A 16,668-nucleotide genomic window follows, 5' to 3' on the forward strand; every position below is an offset into this window, starting at 1 on the left:
CTGTCTTTTTCCAGATGCTTACGACATAACTGGTGGACGATGTGGTCAAATACTCCAAAAATATGGAGAAATAGACCACATGAGAGGAAGTATGGACGCACTGGACTTTCGGATCGTCGCCGCCCTTCAGGCGGACGGCACGCTGACCAAGGCCGAGCTGGCCGAAGCAGTGGGATCAACGCCATCGACATGTTTGCGACGGGTTGCCGAGTTGCGCCGCACGGGCGTGCTGACAGACTGTGTGTTTCTCGCTGATCCGGCGAAGCTCGGGCGCGGCATTCGCGCCATCATCACCGTGACAACCCGCGACCACACCAAAGAGCTCCGCATATCATTCGCCAACCGCATCACCGAGGAGCCCACAATCCTGCAAGCCTATGGCGTGACCGGTGAGCTGGACGCCGTTCTGATCGGAGTGTTCCGCGACATGGAAGAGTATCAGGCGCTCTGCGATCGACTATTCGACAGCGACCCCGATGTTGTGCGCTATACGACCCTGTTCGCTGTTGAGACCTACAAAGAGACAACCGCTATCACATCGTTAGATGGCGGGTGAGCGGACATTCGCGGCTGCGCAGCAACGTGGCAGGTACGGACTCTTCGCGGCCGCTAAGGCAGATGCAGCATCTCAGCCAAAAGTACGAGAATACCTCGCGCAAGGACGGCCCAAACCTGCCATTCACTAATCAGTCAAGATGCTGCGGCTGAAGCCCGATTTGCTGACATTCGCCGCAGGCGCGAAAACGACACTTACTCGAACTGGAAGTCTGCGAAATAAGCAGTCGCACGGATGTTCACATTGCGTATTCCCTCGCTTCGCAACTGCAAAACACACCCCAAACAATTACCCTTTGTGCCCTGGTATAGGCTTTGACGTAATGGGATCGTCAACTTTGCTAACAAGAGGATTGGATGGTTTTTCCTACACCAGATGTAATGCGCATGGTCGAAAAGACCGCTAGTCTTGTTCCTCTTCCAGCAGACGGCTCAGCTTTTCGCCGTAGAATTCGCTGTGTTGGATCAGCAGTCTTTCTGCCTCCACATCATCCCGTGCCAAAATCGCATTTACCAAAGGCTCATGTACTGACGCAACCGCTTCGGCAGAAGGCAGAGCGTCGTTGACTGAACCGATGTACATACGTAATTGGCCCTCCACCTGACGAAAATGCTCAATCAGTCTTTTGTTGAGGGAAGCTTCGACGATGGTTCTGTGCAGGTTCAAATCGGCATCAGCGAGGTCGATTTTTGATCCTGACTTCGCCACCGCTTCAAGCTTTTCATATGCGCTTGAGATTTCTGCACCACGTTCATCGGTCAGGTTGCGTGCCGCCAATCGCCCTGCCAAACCTTCAAGGCTTGCGCGCAGAGTGTAAAGTTCGTCGGCGTCCTCGGCGGTCAGCTTCATCACTTCCCAGCTGGAATAAAGGTTCTGAACAATCAAACCGTCGCCAGCAAGACGGTGCAAGGCGGTTCGGATTGTTCCGCGCGACAGGCCCAACTGTGACGCCAGTACCTGTTCGGTAATACGCTCGCCCGGCGCGATTTCCCCGCCCAGAACAGCATTGCGCAATTGAGTTGCGGCCTTGCGGTCAAGGCTTTCTTTCACAATGGGCGATTTGAGCGATGATACTTTGGGCAAAACGGGTTCCTTGTGTCGGTCGGCGCGCTTGAGCCGATAGTTTAATCCGGGCCTCCTGTCACATTAATACGCGCAAATTGATTACCTAATTTATGGATCGGTAAATGGAAGGCATTTCCTTCACCGGGTCAAGCAAAGACCAATCCCCTTGCGCGACGTCAAAACCTTTTGGAAACGGTGGCCGTGCCTCTTCGCCAATCGATTGCATGACCCGATCATCGCGATAATAGCATTGCACAACGAGTGTTTGCAGGCGTCTTGCCACATCGGGATGGTCTTTGCGAAATGTTTCGGCACCGCTTGCGCTATCGGCGAATACCGCCAGATCAGCGGCCAGTTCGGGGTAAGCTGAGGCCTCGATGTCGGCCAGGATCGTCGGGTCATCGGCACCTGGCACGCCATAACTGTCACTGGCCGGGATGATCAGGCCTGCGAGTCTTGCCAATGTTTCGCGATCGGTTTCGGAAAAAGCGGTCATGATCTTCTCCTTATTCATCGAACAGATTGGCAAGGCGCTGCTTGATCTGATCGGCAATATAAAGCGCGAGGGCCTGCAATGTGCTGGTCGGATTCACGCCAGCCGAAGTCACGAAAACTGATCCGTCGACGATAAACAGGTTTTTGCAATCGTGGGCGCGGCCCCATTCGTTGACCACAGATGCCGCTGGATCGGTGCCCATGCGCGCAGTACCAAGCCAGTGCCAGCCGCCATATTCGATGGGCTTGGTGGCAAAGGTTTTGACCGCGCCGGCGGCTTTCAGAATTTCCGTGATCCGCTCGATTGAATGGTCGAGCATCTTGTCGGTGTTTTCCCCGATCTTATAGGTGATCTTGGGCGCGGGAATGCCGTTGCTGTCTGTCAGCTCGGGGTCCAGCGTGACCCTGTTGTGCAGCTCTGGCAGATCCTCGCAGACGGCGACGAAACTGGTGATGTGCTTTTGCAAACGCCGCGCCGCCTCGTGGTGGCCCTCGCCCCATGGGATCTCGCCCCAGTCCAAACCATAAAGCACGGATTCGACCGTCGCAGTGTTACGATGCGATTCCAACAGGTAGCCACGAGTGAAACCGCGATCCGGATCGGTCTCGTAGAATTCGTGGCTCCAGATGTTTTTGTGTGGGCCTTTGTGTCCGTCGACCTCTTCCTCAAAAATGCCCTGCACCCAAGAATAGGGGTGCAACATCAGGTTCTTGCCGACCAGACCTGAGGAATTCGCCAGCCCGTCGGGATGAGTCTTTGAGGCCGAGTTCAACATCAGACGCGGTGTTCCAATGCCGTTGCTGGCCAGAATAACCACATGCGCCTCGATATGGCGTTCCACATTCTTCGCGTCGAAATACACAACGCCGGTGGCCATGCCTGTTTCATCATCGGTGGTGACGCGGGCGACGCGGCATTCGGTGCGCATGTCGACACCGGCACGGGCGGCGTGCGGCCAATAGGTGACATCCGCACTGCCTTTTGCGCCCTGAGCGCACCCTGTCATGCAGGCGCCAAGGTTGATGCATTGGGCGCGCCCGTCATACTCCTCGGTCGCGATAGAGACATCCGATGGCCACCAGTGAATGCCCAATTTGTTGCAGCCTTTGGCCAGAACCTCACCCGATTTCCCAAGAGGCACCGGGGGCAGAACAGAAGTTTTTCCGGGCGGATAGGCCGGATCACCTTCCAACCCGGCAACCCCCATCATTTTGTCGTTCTCGGCAAAGAAAGGCTCTAGCGTTTCATAATCCATGGGCCAGTCATCGCCCACACCATCCAGCGTTTTGGTGCGAAAGTCTGAGGGGTGGAAGCGCGGGAAATGGCCTGAGAACAGAACCGTGCCGCCGCCGGGGCCGTTGAAGTTCACGATCTTGATGGGAGAGTCGTCATCGTTGATCGGATAGTCTGCGGGCGCTTTGCGGATGTTGGGGCTGGCGCTGAAATCACCTTGCGCGCGGGCTTCCCAGTCTTTTCCGGTTGTCGGATAGGTCGCTGGGTTCGGCATCGGGCCTTGCTCAAGGCAAACGATATGCATCTTGGTTTCGGCCAAGCTCCAGGCCACGGCGGCACCCGAAGCACCGCCCCCAATGATCACAACATCGACGGTTTCATCTGCCATTTACTGTACTCCTCGACGTGTCATCAGTTGATCCGATCACCGGTCTGGCTATCGAACAGATGCACGTCGTCGACCTTCGGATTGATAAAGGCGCTGTCGCCGGTTTTTCCATCATAGCGGCCCTGCACAAGCACACCGCCCGAGACGCTGCCAAGGCCGATGACCACTTCGGTTTGTGATCCTGTCGGTTCGACCAAGTTGATCTGAACGGGCGCGCCTTGATCTGCGAAATTTAGTACCTCAGGCCGGATGCCGACTTTGACGGGGCCGTTCTCCAGCCCGTCCTGTGCAGGCAACGACAGCACGAAACCGTCAGCAATGCGGACCTGCATGCGGGAACCCTCGTGCCCCAAAATCTCACCATCCCAAAGGTTGATCCTTGGCGTGCCAAAAAAACTGGCAACGAAAGTGTTGATCGGGCGCATGTAAAGATCGTCCGGCGCCCCCAACTGCACGATCATCCCGTCGCGCATGATTGCGATCCGATCAGCCATGGTCATCGCTTCGATCTGATCGTGGGTGACATAGACCATCGTGCGGCCAAGACGTTGATGCAACGCCTTGATCTCGCTGCGCATTGTGGTGCGCAGCGCCGCGTCAAGGTTGGACAGCGGCTCGTCCAGAAGGAAAGCCAAAGGTTCGCGCACCATAGCGCGGCCCATGGCCACGCGTTGACGCTGCCCGCCGGACAGCGCGCGCGGACGCCGGTCGAGATAGGCGTCGATCTCAAGCATCTTGGCGATGTCGCTCACGCGGGTCTGGATATCGACTTTGCCGAGGCCCGCGATCTTGAGGCCAAAGGCAAGATTTTGGCGCACCGTCATTTGCGGATAAAGCGCGTAATTCTGGAACACCATCGCCAGATTGCGCTTCTGCGGCGGCGTCGCGGTCACGTCTTCGTCGTCGATGAACACCGCGCCGGACGTGGCATCTTCCAGCCCGGCGATGATCTTAAGCAGGGTCGATTTTCCACACCCCGACGGACCGATAAGCGTCAGCAGCTCGCCATCGTTGATCTCCAAGTCGATGCCTTTGAGAACCGGCAGGTCGCCGTATTTCTTCTCGACATTTCTGATGGATATTTTGGACATTCTTATGCGTGCCTTTATTTCGAGGAGCCTGCGGTCAATCCGCCAACCAGCCAATTTTGGAAGAACAACACCGCTATTCCGACCGGGATCAGCCCGACCAGTGAGGCGGTTGCCATCTGTCCGTAATTCACGATCTGATCCCCGCCAAACAGTGCGAGTGCGACCGGAAGCGTGCGAGAATCGTTGCTGGTCATGAAGAAGGCGAACAGAAATTCGTTATAGGTCAGCACGGCACAGATGATCGCTGTGGCCACAAGGCCGGGTGTTACCGTGGGCAAGATCACCCAAAGGATGGTTTTCAGAATTCCGGCCCCATCCATCGCGGCGGCTTGGTCGATCTCTTTCGGGACGCGGTGCAAAAAGCCAAGCATCAGCCACAGGGCGACTGGGACGTTCATCAGCGCGTAAACCAGCGTGATCCCCGGCACGGAATGTAACAGACCGATGGTTTTCAGGAAGAAGAAGAACGGCAAAAGCGCAATCACCGGCGGCGCTACATAAAGCCCGATGGCCAATGCGCTGAGGGTCGTTCCTCCGGTCTTGTAGCGGTCGATGGCATATGCGGCAGGAAAGGCGATCAAAAGCGTGCCCAAGGCCGCGCAAGACGACGCGATAATGCTATTGATCATAAAGGATGCCATGGGCAGAGCAGTGCCGATGTTTTTCCAGTTCTCGAACGTCGGGTTACTGGGCCAGAAGATGCTGGTCGAGATTTCCGCCGGTGTCTTAAAGCTGACCGCCAAAAGATAGAGGATCGGGAGAATGAAAAACCCAAGGGCGAGAGCCAATGCGATGGCTTGTGCGATGGTTGAAATGCGCATGGTTCAGCCCTCCGTATGTTCTAGCACGCGCTTGTGCAGCATCATGACGGGAAGTGTCACAAGCGAGACCAAGACCACCAAGAGCAGAACCTGAGCGCTGGCATAGCCCGCGTCATAGGTCTGAAACAGCGTTCGATAGACAGAGTATGACGCCAGATTGGTGCCAATTCCCGGCCCGCCCTTGGTGAGAATGAACACCAGATCAAAGACCTTGAACGCCAGGATCAGCTTGATCAGGAAGATGCCCAGGAAGGCCGGCATCAAAAGCGGCAGTTGCACCGAAAAGAACGTGCGCGCGGGGCTTGCCCCATCCATGTAGGCCGCTTGGCGAATATCATCGGGCAACGAGCGGATCGCGGCATAGGCCAGAAGTGTGACAAAGGGTGTCCATTGCCATGTGTCCGCCAACATCAAGGCGAACATGGCGTGGGGCATTCGCCCGATGAACGAGATGGGTTCTGAGAAAAGACCAAGCTCGATCATGACGCCGTTGACCAATCCGCCCTGCGGCAACAACATCAAATTCCACGCAATGCCGATCATGATCGGGGGCGTCATCATCGGGATGAAAATCAGAGAGCGCCAGATTGTGCTGAACCGCGTCATCCGCACCAGAAGCAAGGCAATCGCAACGCCGAACACCATTTGGATCATCGAAGCGGGGATCGCGAAGGCCGCTGTGCGCCAAAGCGATGAGACGTAATCGCCAGTCAGCGCGAATTCTAAATTCGACGTACCAACCCATTTCTGAAAGGGCCGCGCCAGGCTGCTTTTGGAAAACGCCGAGGCAATCATGTAAATTCCGGGATACAGCCCAATGATCAAAAGCGAGGCCACCAAAGGCAAGCTCATGATCCACGCCGACCGGCGTGCAATTGCCTGTGACGAGCGTTTTGGGCTGGAATTTCCGATGTCTGTCGACGCCATCCGTTAGCGACCTTGTGTCATTCCGTGTCGATCTTGGCAGGACCCCGCGCTAGCGGGATCCCGTCACATGTTTACGGTAGGGAGGAGAGCTTTGCGAAGAAAACTCCAAATTTGTTAACCCAAGAGGCGCTTCCACTGACGATCCGTGGTTTCCAGCATCTCCATGTGGTTCTGCTGACCCGCCACCATCTTGGCCAATTCATCCGTTAGGACACGCATCAACTGTGGGCTTTCCGGGATTTTCGGCCATGGCATAAAGGCTTGCGAGGCGGCAATCTGAGCCTCGGCCACCTTGGGTGCAAATCCGGTGTATTCCTTGCTGGTCATCACCGACCGGCGTACTGGATCCGAGAAGGTGCCCGGTGTCGACGACACCTCAAGCTGTACCGCTGGCGAGGTGGCCCACTTGATGAACTCCCACGCCAGATCCTTGTTTTGGCTGCCTGTGGAAATACCAAGACCCCAACCCGCATTCAGAGCCGCGCGTGGTGATTGACCTGCTTGGCCAACAGGCAGACTGGTCACACCCCATTTGCCCGCAATGGCAGAGTTCGGGTCGTTCTCGGCGTGAATGCCAAGGTCTGTCCAGAATTCGATCATGGCTGCGTTGCCGCCAAGGAACGCTGGAATACCGTTTTCAAAGCCCACTTCAGCCGGTGTCGGGAAGCAGTAAGGAATGACTTTTTCCAATTGCTCGGCGCAGGTGACTTGGATGTCTTCCAGAAGTGCGGATTGGTTGTCATCGGTCAAAAGACGACCCTGATAACCTGCGACACGGTTCACATAGCCCGACCCCAATGCCACTGGGATATTCACGCCCATGATAACAGCGCCGAATTTCCCTTCTGCCTTACCGGCCTCGGTGATGCCCTTGGTGGCCTCAAAGTACTCATCCCATGTGGTTGGGACGCCAAAGCCAGCATTGTCGAGAAGCTCTTGGTTGTAGAACAACACATGCGCGTCGCCATCCCAAGGAAGGCCATAACGACGTCCGCCGTATTCCATGTAGATATCGCTGAACGGCTCGAGGAAGTCGTCCGGCTGGATATAGTCTTTTTCCGCTTCGATCTTGTCTGTGATGTCTTCCATGATGCCGTTTTCGGCCATGGCACCGATACTGGCGTACCAATAGTCGATCATGTCGTATTGATTGGCGCCCGAGCTGACATCAATCGTCGCCTGCGATTCCGAGGCATCATAAGGAATGGCTGTCAGTTCGATCGTCGCGCCCGTCTGGGCTTCGAACATCTCTTTCAGTTTCTTGGCAGCACCGATGCGTGGCTGAGTGACCAGCCAGTTGAGCTTCTGTCCACTAAAATCCTGCGCAAGCGCGCTTCCTGGAAGCGTGAAGCCGAGTGCGCCAACCGCGGTTCCACTGGCAAGTCCGTTCAAAACGCTTCGACGCGTAACGCCTTGCATCGGCTTATGTGTCTTCGAATATTTCATCTGATTTCCTCCCAAGAATTTTCCGTGACTGATGTTTTGGGTCTCCTCCGCCCGCATTCATCAGTGGATGCTTTTGATCTGCTCAGTTTCTGAATTCACGCCTCATTTTTTCGCCCGTTGCTGTCTGATATTAGTTAACGCGGGTGTTTGGATAATTGTCAACAATTTATCCTTTGCCATGTTTTTGCTCACGCCGAATGATCCGGGGCGGCTCAAATGCCGTCACATACGGCGGGTCGCATTCGAACTTCTCGATGTCCACCAAGCACGTGTGCGCGATTGGTCCCTGAGCAAGACGAGACGTTCCTTTGTCGAGTGTCAGCACATTCGGATTGCCGTGCTTGCAGAGGCTGCCCTCCTCCCCCGGCACCTCAGGATCGAACCAAGCGCCTGTGCTCATCTGTAGAACACCGGGGCGCACGCGCTCATCGACAACCGCTACGGCAAGACATGCCCCCCGCGCGTTGTGCAACCTGACGAAATCCTTGTCGTTGATCCCGCGCGCCTTTGCGTCTTCGGGATGCATCAGCACAGGTTCGCGCCCATTTATCTTCAGGTCGCGACTGCCCTTTGCGTGGTCGAATTGAGAATGCAGTTTGGCCACTGGCTGGTTCGAGATCAGATGCAGCGGCAACCCATCCGTCTGCCCCAACCACTCCGCCGGTTCCATCCAGAACGGATGGCCCGGGCAATCCGCATAGCCAAAAGCGTCGATGGTGTCCGAGAATATTTCGATCTTTCCGCTGGGCGTCAGCAACGGATCGGCATCGGGGTTGTTGCGAAACGCCTCCAGAAAGACGTTTGCAGGGTCTGGTGCGGGAAGTTTGAACCAGCCTTGCGATTTGAACTCATCGAAACCCGGCATTTCAAAGCCATGTTCGGCGGCATTTTGTTGGGTGCGCTCATAAATCCAGCGCAGCCAATCCTGTTCTTCCCAGCCGTCCGTGAACATTTCCTCGACAGACATATGGCGCGCGATACCGCGAAAGATGTCGTGGTCATTGCGCGCGTGACCCTCTGGTTCAGCCACTTGGCTCATATAGATCGCATAAGGGTCGCGCGACGACATCGCGATGTCATTGCGTTCAAGCGGAGACGTGCACGGCAAAACGATGTCGGCGTATCTGGACACGCTGTTCCAGACCAGATCATGGACAATGATCGTGTCCGGCTTTTGCCAAGCCTTCAGCAAGCGATTGATGTCTTGATGGTGGTGAAAGGGGTTGCCGCCCGCCCAATAGACAAGTCGCACATCCGGGTAGGTGCGACGCTGTCCGTTGTAATCAAATGACTCGCCGGGATGAAGCAGCAGGTCAGAAATGCGCGCGACAGGAATAAAATCGTCGACCGGGTTGTCGCCCTGCGGGACAGCTGCGCCGGGCATCGAGCTATAGTGCAAGCCGATGCTATTGGTGGCGCTATAGCCAAAGCCGAACCCACCACCGGGCAAGCCAATCTGTCCCAACATCGCCGCCAGTGTGATCCCCATCCAAACCGGTTGTTCGCCGTGATCTTGCCGGGTCAGCGACCAGCTGACGGAAATCATGGTGCGATTGCGCGCCATGCGCCGGGCCAAATCGAGGATATCTTTTTCGGGCACATCGCAAACCGTCGCAGCCCAGGCAGCCGCCTTCGGCACACCATCGCTTTCACCGGTCAAGTAGGGCACGAACCGATCAAACCCGGTCGTATAGCGTTCGACGAACGCCGCATCGTAAAGCCCCTCTGTGTAAAGCGTATGCGCAAGACCCAACATCAACGCCACATCGGTTGAGGGACGCGCCGCCATCCAATCGGCATCCGTCTCGAGCATCATGTCGGATTTCAACGGGCTGATATTGACGAACTTCACGCCTGCTTTCGCCGCCGCTTGCACACCGTGGAGCTGACCATGGCTCCCGATGCCACCCGGATTTATCTGTCCGTTTTTGACAGGCACGCCACCGAAGGCGACGAACAGCTCGGTGTTTTCGGCGATGGACTTCCAGCTTGTCGTGTTGATCAGATGTTCCCAAAACGCACCCAACACATGGGGCATGATAACTTCGGCGGCGGCAAAACTGTAGGTGTTCCGCGATCTGGTATAGCCGCCGATGCAATTCAGAAAGCGATGGATTTGGCTTTGGGCGTGATGGAACCGGCCCGCACTGGCCCAACCGTAAGAGCCAGCATAGATCGCCTGATTGCCAAAATCGTTGCGGACTCGGTCCAACTCGGTCGCGACCAGCTTTTCCGCCTCTTCCCACGGCACAGCGACAAAGGCTTCTGCTCCGCGCCGCTCGCTCGCAGCCCCCGGTCCGTTCTGCAACCAGCTTTCGCGTACCATCGGTTGATCAATTCGCATTGGCCCGCTTTGGGCTTCGATTGCGCTGAACCCAATCGGCGACGGGTCGTCATCCTGTTCAAAGCCTTCCAGCCGGACGAGTTTCCCGTCCTTGGTTTCGACACGATAGGTGCCCCAGTGGTTCGCTGTCAGCGGACGTTCAGCCATGCGCACCCCAACCGACCACACCTTTGATTTCAAGAAAGTCGTTCAGCGCGAAATCAGCATACTCCCGACCGTTGCCCGACATTTTGTAGCCACCGAATGGGGCGTCAGCATGCCAGTCGGGGCTGTTGATGTGGATCGTTCCGGCGCGGATGCGGCGCGCCATATCGCGGGCCGCGTCCACGTTCGTACCGTGCACGTATCCGGCTAAGCCATAGACGGTGTCATTCGCCAGTTCTGCGGCGTGATCAATGCTGTCGTATCCGGTGATCGACAGAACCGGGCCGAAAACCTCTTCGCGGAAAAGTGTCATCTCGGGCGTGACTTTTGAGAAAACCGTCGGGCGAATGTAATAGCCCCTGTTGAAACCTTCGGGCAGACCGGGGCCGCCACAAACAAGCTCGGCCCCTTCGTCGATACCGGATTGAATCAAGCGCTGAATATGGGCGTGCTGTTTGGCATTGATCACCGGACCAAGGGTGGCTGTTTCATCATCGGGCGTGCCGGTGACCTGAGCCTCGGCGACACGTTTTGCGATCTGGCTGGCCTCCTCCATCCGTTCGGACGGAACCAGCAATCGGGTCGGCGCATTGCAGGATTGACCGGTATTCAGATAGCAACCGGGCACCGCATCACCGACTGCCTTTTCCGGATCAGCATCCGGCATAACGACAAACGGTGACTTGCCGCCTAGTTCCTGATGCACGCGCTTGTCCGTATCTGCCGCCGACTTGGCCACGGCAACACCACCGCGGGTCGAGCCGGTGAAAGACACCATGTCAACGTCTTGATGCGCACACATGGCTTGCCCAACCGTTGGCCCATCCGCATTGATAAGGTTGAAGACACCGGGTGGCACGCCTGCCTCATGCGTCACTTCGGCAAAGATCAAGGCGTTAAGCGGTGAGAGCTCGCTGGGTTTCAGAATCATCGTGCAACCTGCCGCAATTGCAGGGGCAACCTTGCAGGCGATTTGATTGATCGGCCAGTTCCAGGGCGTGATCATGGCGACCACACCAATCGGCTCTTTCACGACCCGCGTTGTGCCGCGCTGTTCCTCGAACTGAAAATCGCGCACCACTTTGACCATATGTTGGAAATGCAGCGTACCCATGGCGGCTTGTGCGCCCATAGCCAGACTCTTGGGAAATCCGCATTCCTGCATCATCGCGCGACCAATGTCGTCGCTACGAGATTTGTAGACCTCCGTGATCCGCTCCAGCAAGGCAACACGCGCGGCTTGTGAAGTTTGCGAGAAGCTCGGAAATGCGGCTTTCGCCGCAGCAACGGCGGATTCCATATCGGCAAACCCGGCCATTGCGATTTGCGTGAAAGGTTCACCAGTTGCGGGATTAATCACCTCGGTCGTGTCATCTGAGATTGGATCGACCCAAGCGCCACCGATGTAAAATTTACCCGTATTCATGGTACGCCAATCCCTTTGAAATTCGAACAGTTCAGCGCCCTATTGCGGTGCTTTGATGATTGTTGACAATTAAATTGTGTGCGCCTACCCAGTTACTGTCAAGCTGTTTGGCTCTGCCGGGGAAATGAAGCGCTCACCAAAGCAGGTAATCTGGCTAGGCTTTGGCTCATGAAGTGAAAGTTAGGAGACACCTTTGTCGTCATCACGCACCATTCGCCCAAGGCGCAGCTTTATTTTCACACCCGGCCTTAGGCCCGACATGTATCCCAAAGCGCTTGCCTCTGGTGCCGACATTGTCTGCGTTGAGCTGGAAGATGGTATCGCGCCCAAGGACAAGGCCGAAGCGCGCGCCAGCGCCTTGAAGCTGTTCGAGGTTCCTCAGGCTGATGATGGGGTGGAGCGCATCGTGCGCATCAATTCAATGCGCGAACGGTTCGGGATCGAAGATGTCCAGGCGATCCTTGCCAGCGCCACACCGCCGCCTGCCCTGATGATGCCGAAGGTCCGCACGCCAGACGAGGTCATTCAGTTAGACGCGCTTTTGAGCGAGGCAGGTCATGCCACGCGCTTGCACGTGATCATCGAAACAAATGAAGGATTAGAAGCCGCATTCGAGATTGCGCAGTGCAGCAACCGGATCGAGGCGATGTTCTTTGGCGGTGTCGATATGGCCGCCGAACTGCGGTGCAAAAACGAATGGGGGCCTTTGCTTTATGCCAGATCGCGTGTGGTCCACGCGGCAGCGGCGGCTGGCCTTGATGTGATCGACGTGCCGTTCTTGGACCTTGATGATCCGGACGGTATGCGCGTAGCAGCCGAACAGGCCCGCGATTTGGGGTTCGCCGGGAAAGGCTCGGTGCATCCCAAACAGATCGCTGCCCTCAATGAGGTGTTCACTCCAACCGATGACCAAATCGCCCGCGCACGACGGATCATTTCCGAGTTCGAGGCGGCAGATACGGGGCTAGTCGTCATTGACGGAAAACTTATCGAGAAACCGGTTCTACGGGAGATGCGCCGGATCGTTTCAATTGCCGATCGGATTGGGGGATAAGCATGGAGTGCTGTGGACCGGGATATGCGAGCCCTGCTGAGGCGATCAAATCGCCGCGGGAAAAGCTGCTCTATACAATTGCGATTTATACCGGCACAGGCATTCAAAAGCCCGACTATCTGGCCACGGTAGACGCCGATCCTGACAGTCCGACATATTCTGAAGTGATCCACCGCCTTGAAATGCCCGGCATCGGGGATGAGTTGCACCATATGGGCTGGAACGCCTGCTCGTCCTGCCACGACGACAGTTCGATGGCGCGGAAGTACCTGTTGGTGCCGGGGGTGCGGTCTAACAATATCCATGTTGTTGATACCGCCACCAACCCGTGCGCGCCGCGCATTCACAAGATCATCGAGGGGGCCGAGATCAAGGCCAGGGCCAATCTGTCTGGCCCGCATACGGTGCATTGTCTTGGCTCTGAAATCATCATTTCGTTTCTTGGCGACGCCAAAGGCGAGGCCCCCGGTGGCTATCTGCATCTGAACAAGGATTTCGAGATCGTCGGCCGTTGGGAAGACAGCATGGGCGACATCAAGTTCTCCTACGATTTCTGGTATCAACCGCGCCACAACGTTATGGTCAGTTCCGAATGGGCGGCCCCCAACACCTTTATGCCGGGCTTTGATCTGGAGGAAGTCGGCCACCTCAAATACGGGCGCGAGCTGCATTTTTGGGATTTCGAGGCGCGCAAACCGATTGAATCGATGTATCTGGGCGAAGACGGGTTGGTCCCGCTTGAGGTCAAGTTCCACCATAACCCTGACAGCACCCATGGGTTCTGCGGCGCGGCGCTGTCGACCAATGTGATCCATTTCTGGAAAAGCGATGCGGGCAAATGGGAATGGGAAAAGATTATTGATGTGGAAAACGAACCGCATCCCGACTGGCCGATCCCGGTGCCGGGCGTCATGTCGGCGATCCTTGTGTCGATGGACGACAAATACCTCTATCTGAACAACTGGCTGCACGGCGATATGCGCCAATACGACATCAGCGATCCTCATAACCCCAAACTGACCGGACAGGTCTGGATGGGTGGGCTTTTGGGCAAAGCCCCGGTGGTGAATGGTGCCGAAGTGGCGGGCGGGCCGCAAATGTTCCAGTTGAGTCTGGACGGCAAGCGGCTTTATGTGACGACCTCGCTGTTCTCGACATGGGACAATCAGTTTTACCCCGAGATCCGCGAAAAAGGCGGCGTGATGGTGATGATCGACTGCGACGTGGAAAACGGCGGGATGAAGATCAATGAAGACTTCATCATCGACTTTGGCAAGGAACCCAACGGCCCCAGCCGTTGTCACGAAACCCGCTATCCCGGCGGCGATTGCACCAGCGACATCTGGTTGTGAGCATTTGCAGAAACATAAGGTGGACCCAGACCGCGGGCGGTCGGGGGCTGCCCGGCGATACCGGGCGGGACTTAACATGACGCAGCACACCGTCACCATTACCAATCGTGCCGACGCAAGCTACACGGTAAACAACCGCCGCCCCTTGCTCGAACAACTCCGTGACCAGGGCGTCGATCTGCCCTATGGCTGCGAATACGGCGGCTGCATCACCTGTGCCGCCAAGCTGATCCAGGGCAGTGTTGATCAACGCCGACAGGTCGCTCTAAACAACCGGCAATTGGGCGACGGCTATGTGATCCTTTGCGTGGCGCGCGCCACCTCGGACATCACCCTTGAGATCGGCGTTGAAAGCCACGATAAACTGTACCGCAACCCGTTTGTCGACCCTTTAGAGCCGCATGAGCTTAAGGCCGACATCGCCACCCCAAAGGAGCGCTGAGCTATGCCAGACGCCGATATTGATCACATCTATGATTATGATCCTGCGTATCTTGCCGGCATCCTGAAATCCGTCAAAACCATCGCGATGGTCGGCGCCAGTTCGGACAAAACCAAGTTCAGCTATGGCGTGCTGCGTGTTCTGCACGAAACCGGCTATGACATGATCCCGGTCAACCCCAACCCCGCATTGAAAGAGATCCGGGGGCTGAAGGTCTACCCGAGCCTGTCCGCCATCGACCGACCAGTCGATATGGTCGAGGTCTTCCGCCGCAAGGAAGAGCTTTATGGCACCACCGAAGAAGCCATCGCCATCGGGGCCAAGGTGCTTTGGGGTCAAATTGGTGTCTATGACGACAAAGCCGCCAAACTCGCCGAAGATGCTGGCCTCAAGGTCGTCATGAACCGCTGCCCCAAAATCGAGCTTTTCCGCCCCTTCTGGAAACCACGGCTCGATCTGGCGATTTGACTAAGCAATCCTCAAGAGGGTTTCAAAACTCCCATGGCCCACGCGTCCATTATTAAAGATCTGACAACCCAACTTGGCGATCAGATCACCATTTCCGAAGCCATTCGTGCGCAACACGGTCAAAGCGAGGCGCATTTCTCCTCGTTTCTCCCTGACGCTGTGGTGTTCGCGCAGAGCGCGCAGGATGTGTCTGTGGTTCTAAGAACGTGTAACGCAGCAGGTTGTCCGGTGACCGCCTTCGGAACCGGGACCTCGCTTGAGGGGCAACACCTTCCCATCAAAGGCGGCGTCGTGCTGAACCTTGCAGGCCTGAACCGAGATCATCGACGTTGAGCCCGAAGATATGATCGCAACCGTGCAACCCGGCGTCACCCGCGAAGAGTTCAACATCCATTTGCGCGAAACGGGCCTGTTCTTTTCGGTCGATCCCGGAGCGAATGCCTCGCTTGGCGGGATGGCCTCGACGCGCGCATCGGGAACAACTTCGGTCCGCTATGGCACTATGCGCGAAAACATCCGGGCGTTGGAAGTCGTGCTTGCTGATGGCCGGATCATCCGTACCGGCAACAAAGCGCGAAAGTCAGCCGCAGGATACGATCTGACAGGGTTATTCATCGGGGCCGAGGGCACGCTTGGCATCATCACCGAACTGACCGTCGCCCTTCATGGTGTGCCCGAGGCAACGATGGTCGCCTCATGCGCCTTTGAGTCCGTCGCCGATGCGATCGCTACCGTAACAACGACGATCCAGATCGGCGTTCCTATGGCGCGGATGGAACTCGTCGACCGGGGCTATATCGCGGCGCTCAATGCGCACAACGATCTTGGGCTCCCCGATAAACCTCACCTGTTCGTTGAATTCCACGGGTCGGAAAGCAGCGCGCAAGAACAGGTGGAACTGGTCGAGAGCATCATAGCCGACAACTACGGGTCTGACTTCACATGGCGCGCCAAAGCAGAAGACCGCAACGCCCTTTGGAAAGCCCGCCATGGCGCCTATGAATCGCTGGTGAAAATGTATCCGGGCCGTCGCCCGCTGGTGACGGATATTTGCGTGCCAATCTCTCATTTGGCCGACATGATCGAGGCCGCGCGGTTGGACATCGAAGCAAGTGACCTACCGGGGGCCATTATCGGCCACGTGGGCGACGGCAACTTTCATGCACAACTGATGCTGAAAAAAGGCGATCCGTCAGATCATGCAATTGCCAAGAGCCTAAGCGTTCGAATGGCCGAACGCGCCTTGAAAGTGGGTGGCACAATTTCGGGCGAGCACGGAATCGGGATCGGCAAACTGGATCTGATGTTGGCGCAGCATGACGATGCCTGGTCTGTGATGTCCGGTATAAAAAGCAGCCTAGACCCAAACAGCATTCTCAATCCTGGGAAAATGGTTCTCAGTAACTAGTTGATTT

The 16,668-nt window shown here is 56.5% G+C and carries 14 protein-coding genes and 1 pseudogene; 6 read left to right on the forward strand and 9 right to left on the reverse strand.

Annotation, left to right across the window (positions count from 1 at the left end):
* Positions 1-91 precede the first annotated feature (91 nt).
* A complete protein-coding gene (locus ACZ1HJ_RS01065; protein WP_472720523.1) occupies positions 92-556 on the forward strand; it encodes an Lrp/AsnC family transcriptional regulator in 465 nt (154 codons plus the stop codon).
* Positions 557-958: 402 nt separating this feature from the next.
* On the opposite strand, the gene ACZ1HJ_RS01070 is transcribed toward ACZ1HJ_RS01065, so the two are convergent.
* The 9 genes from ACZ1HJ_RS01070 to ACZ1HJ_RS01110 form a co-directional block, all read right to left on the reverse strand.
* Positions 959-1,639: a GntR family transcriptional regulator gene (locus tag ACZ1HJ_RS01070; RefSeq protein ID WP_472720524.1), complete on the reverse strand. Its 681-nt coding sequence runs from the start codon at positions 1,637-1,639 to the stop codon at positions 959-961.
* An 85-nt stretch (positions 1,640-1,724) separates the two neighbouring features.
* Positions 1,725-2,117, reverse strand: a complete 393-nt coding sequence (locus ACZ1HJ_RS01075) for a hypothetical protein (RefSeq protein ID WP_472720525.1) — start codon at positions 2,115-2,117, stop codon at positions 1,725-1,727.
* A 10-nt stretch (positions 2,118-2,127) separates the two neighbouring features.
* Entirely contained in the window at positions 2,128-3,738 is a 1,611-nt protein-coding gene (locus ACZ1HJ_RS01080; protein WP_472720526.1) for a GMC family oxidoreductase, read from the reverse strand.
* A 23-nt stretch (positions 3,739-3,761) separates the two neighbouring features.
* The gene (locus ACZ1HJ_RS01085; protein WP_472720527.1) at positions 3,762-4,829 is read right to left on the reverse strand and encodes an ABC transporter ATP-binding protein; all 1,068 of its coding nucleotides are present in this window, start codon (positions 4,827-4,829) and stop codon (positions 3,762-3,764) included.
* A gap of 14 nt (positions 4,830-4,843) precedes the next feature.
* Positions 4,844-5,650: a carbohydrate ABC transporter permease gene (locus ACZ1HJ_RS01090; protein ID WP_472720528.1), complete on the reverse strand. Its 807-nt coding sequence runs from the start codon at positions 5,648-5,650 to the stop codon at positions 4,844-4,846.
* Between the two features lie 3 nt (positions 5,651-5,653).
* Positions 5,654-6,502 (reverse strand): carbohydrate ABC transporter permease, encoded by an 849-nt coding sequence (locus tag ACZ1HJ_RS01095; RefSeq protein ID WP_472720529.1) that lies wholly within the window; start codon positions 6,500-6,502, stop codon positions 5,654-5,656.
* Between the two features lie 189 nt (positions 6,503-6,691).
* The gene (locus ACZ1HJ_RS01100) at positions 6,692-8,023 is read right to left on the reverse strand and encodes an ABC transporter substrate-binding protein (RefSeq protein WP_472720530.1); all 1,332 of its coding nucleotides are present in this window, start codon (positions 8,021-8,023) and stop codon (positions 6,692-6,694) included.
* A gap of 166 nt (positions 8,024-8,189) precedes the next feature.
* Positions 8,190-10,514: a molybdopterin guanine dinucleotide-containing S/N-oxide reductase gene (locus ACZ1HJ_RS01105; RefSeq protein WP_472720531.1), complete on the reverse strand. Its 2,325-nt coding sequence runs from the start codon at positions 10,512-10,514 to the stop codon at positions 8,190-8,192.
* A complete protein-coding gene (locus ACZ1HJ_RS01110) occupies positions 10,507-11,937 on the reverse strand; it encodes an aldehyde dehydrogenase family protein (RefSeq protein ID WP_472720532.1) in 1,431 nt (476 codons plus the stop codon). Before ACZ1HJ_RS01110 ends, ACZ1HJ_RS01105 begins: the two co-directional genes overlap by 8 nt.
* A 193-nt stretch (positions 11,938-12,130) precedes the next feature.
* Here ACZ1HJ_RS01110 and ACZ1HJ_RS01115 point away from each other — a divergent pair, with 193 nt between their 5' ends.
* From ACZ1HJ_RS01115 to ACZ1HJ_RS01135, 5 genes and pseudogenes are all read left to right on the forward strand, one after another.
* Positions 12,131-12,991 (forward strand): HpcH/HpaI aldolase/citrate lyase family protein, encoded by an 861-nt coding sequence (locus tag ACZ1HJ_RS01115; RefSeq protein WP_472720533.1) that lies wholly within the window; start codon positions 12,131-12,133, stop codon positions 12,989-12,991.
* A 2-nt stretch (positions 12,992-12,993) separates the two neighbouring features.
* The gene (locus tag ACZ1HJ_RS01120) at positions 12,994-14,343 is read left to right on the forward strand and encodes a selenium-binding family protein (protein WP_472720534.1); all 1,350 of its coding nucleotides are present in this window, start codon (positions 12,994-12,996) and stop codon (positions 14,341-14,343) included.
* Positions 14,344-14,419: 76 nt separating this feature from the next.
* Positions 14,420-14,785 carry a 2Fe-2S iron-sulfur cluster-binding protein gene (locus ACZ1HJ_RS01125; RefSeq protein WP_472720535.1) on the forward strand — a complete coding sequence of 122 codons (366 nt, stop codon included), beginning with the start codon at positions 14,420-14,422 and terminating at the stop codon, positions 14,783-14,785.
* Between the two features lie 3 nt (positions 14,786-14,788).
* Positions 14,789-15,253, forward strand: a complete 465-nt coding sequence (locus ACZ1HJ_RS01130) for a CoA-binding protein (protein ID WP_472720536.1) — start codon at positions 14,789-14,791, stop codon at positions 15,251-15,253.
* 33 nt (positions 15,254-15,286) lie between these two features.
* Positions 15,287-16,661, forward strand: a pseudogene (locus ACZ1HJ_RS01135) (FAD-binding oxidoreductase).
* Positions 16,662-16,668: the final 7 nt, after the last annotated feature.

Source organism: Roseovarius sp. JB2-10 (assembly GCF_055693585.1).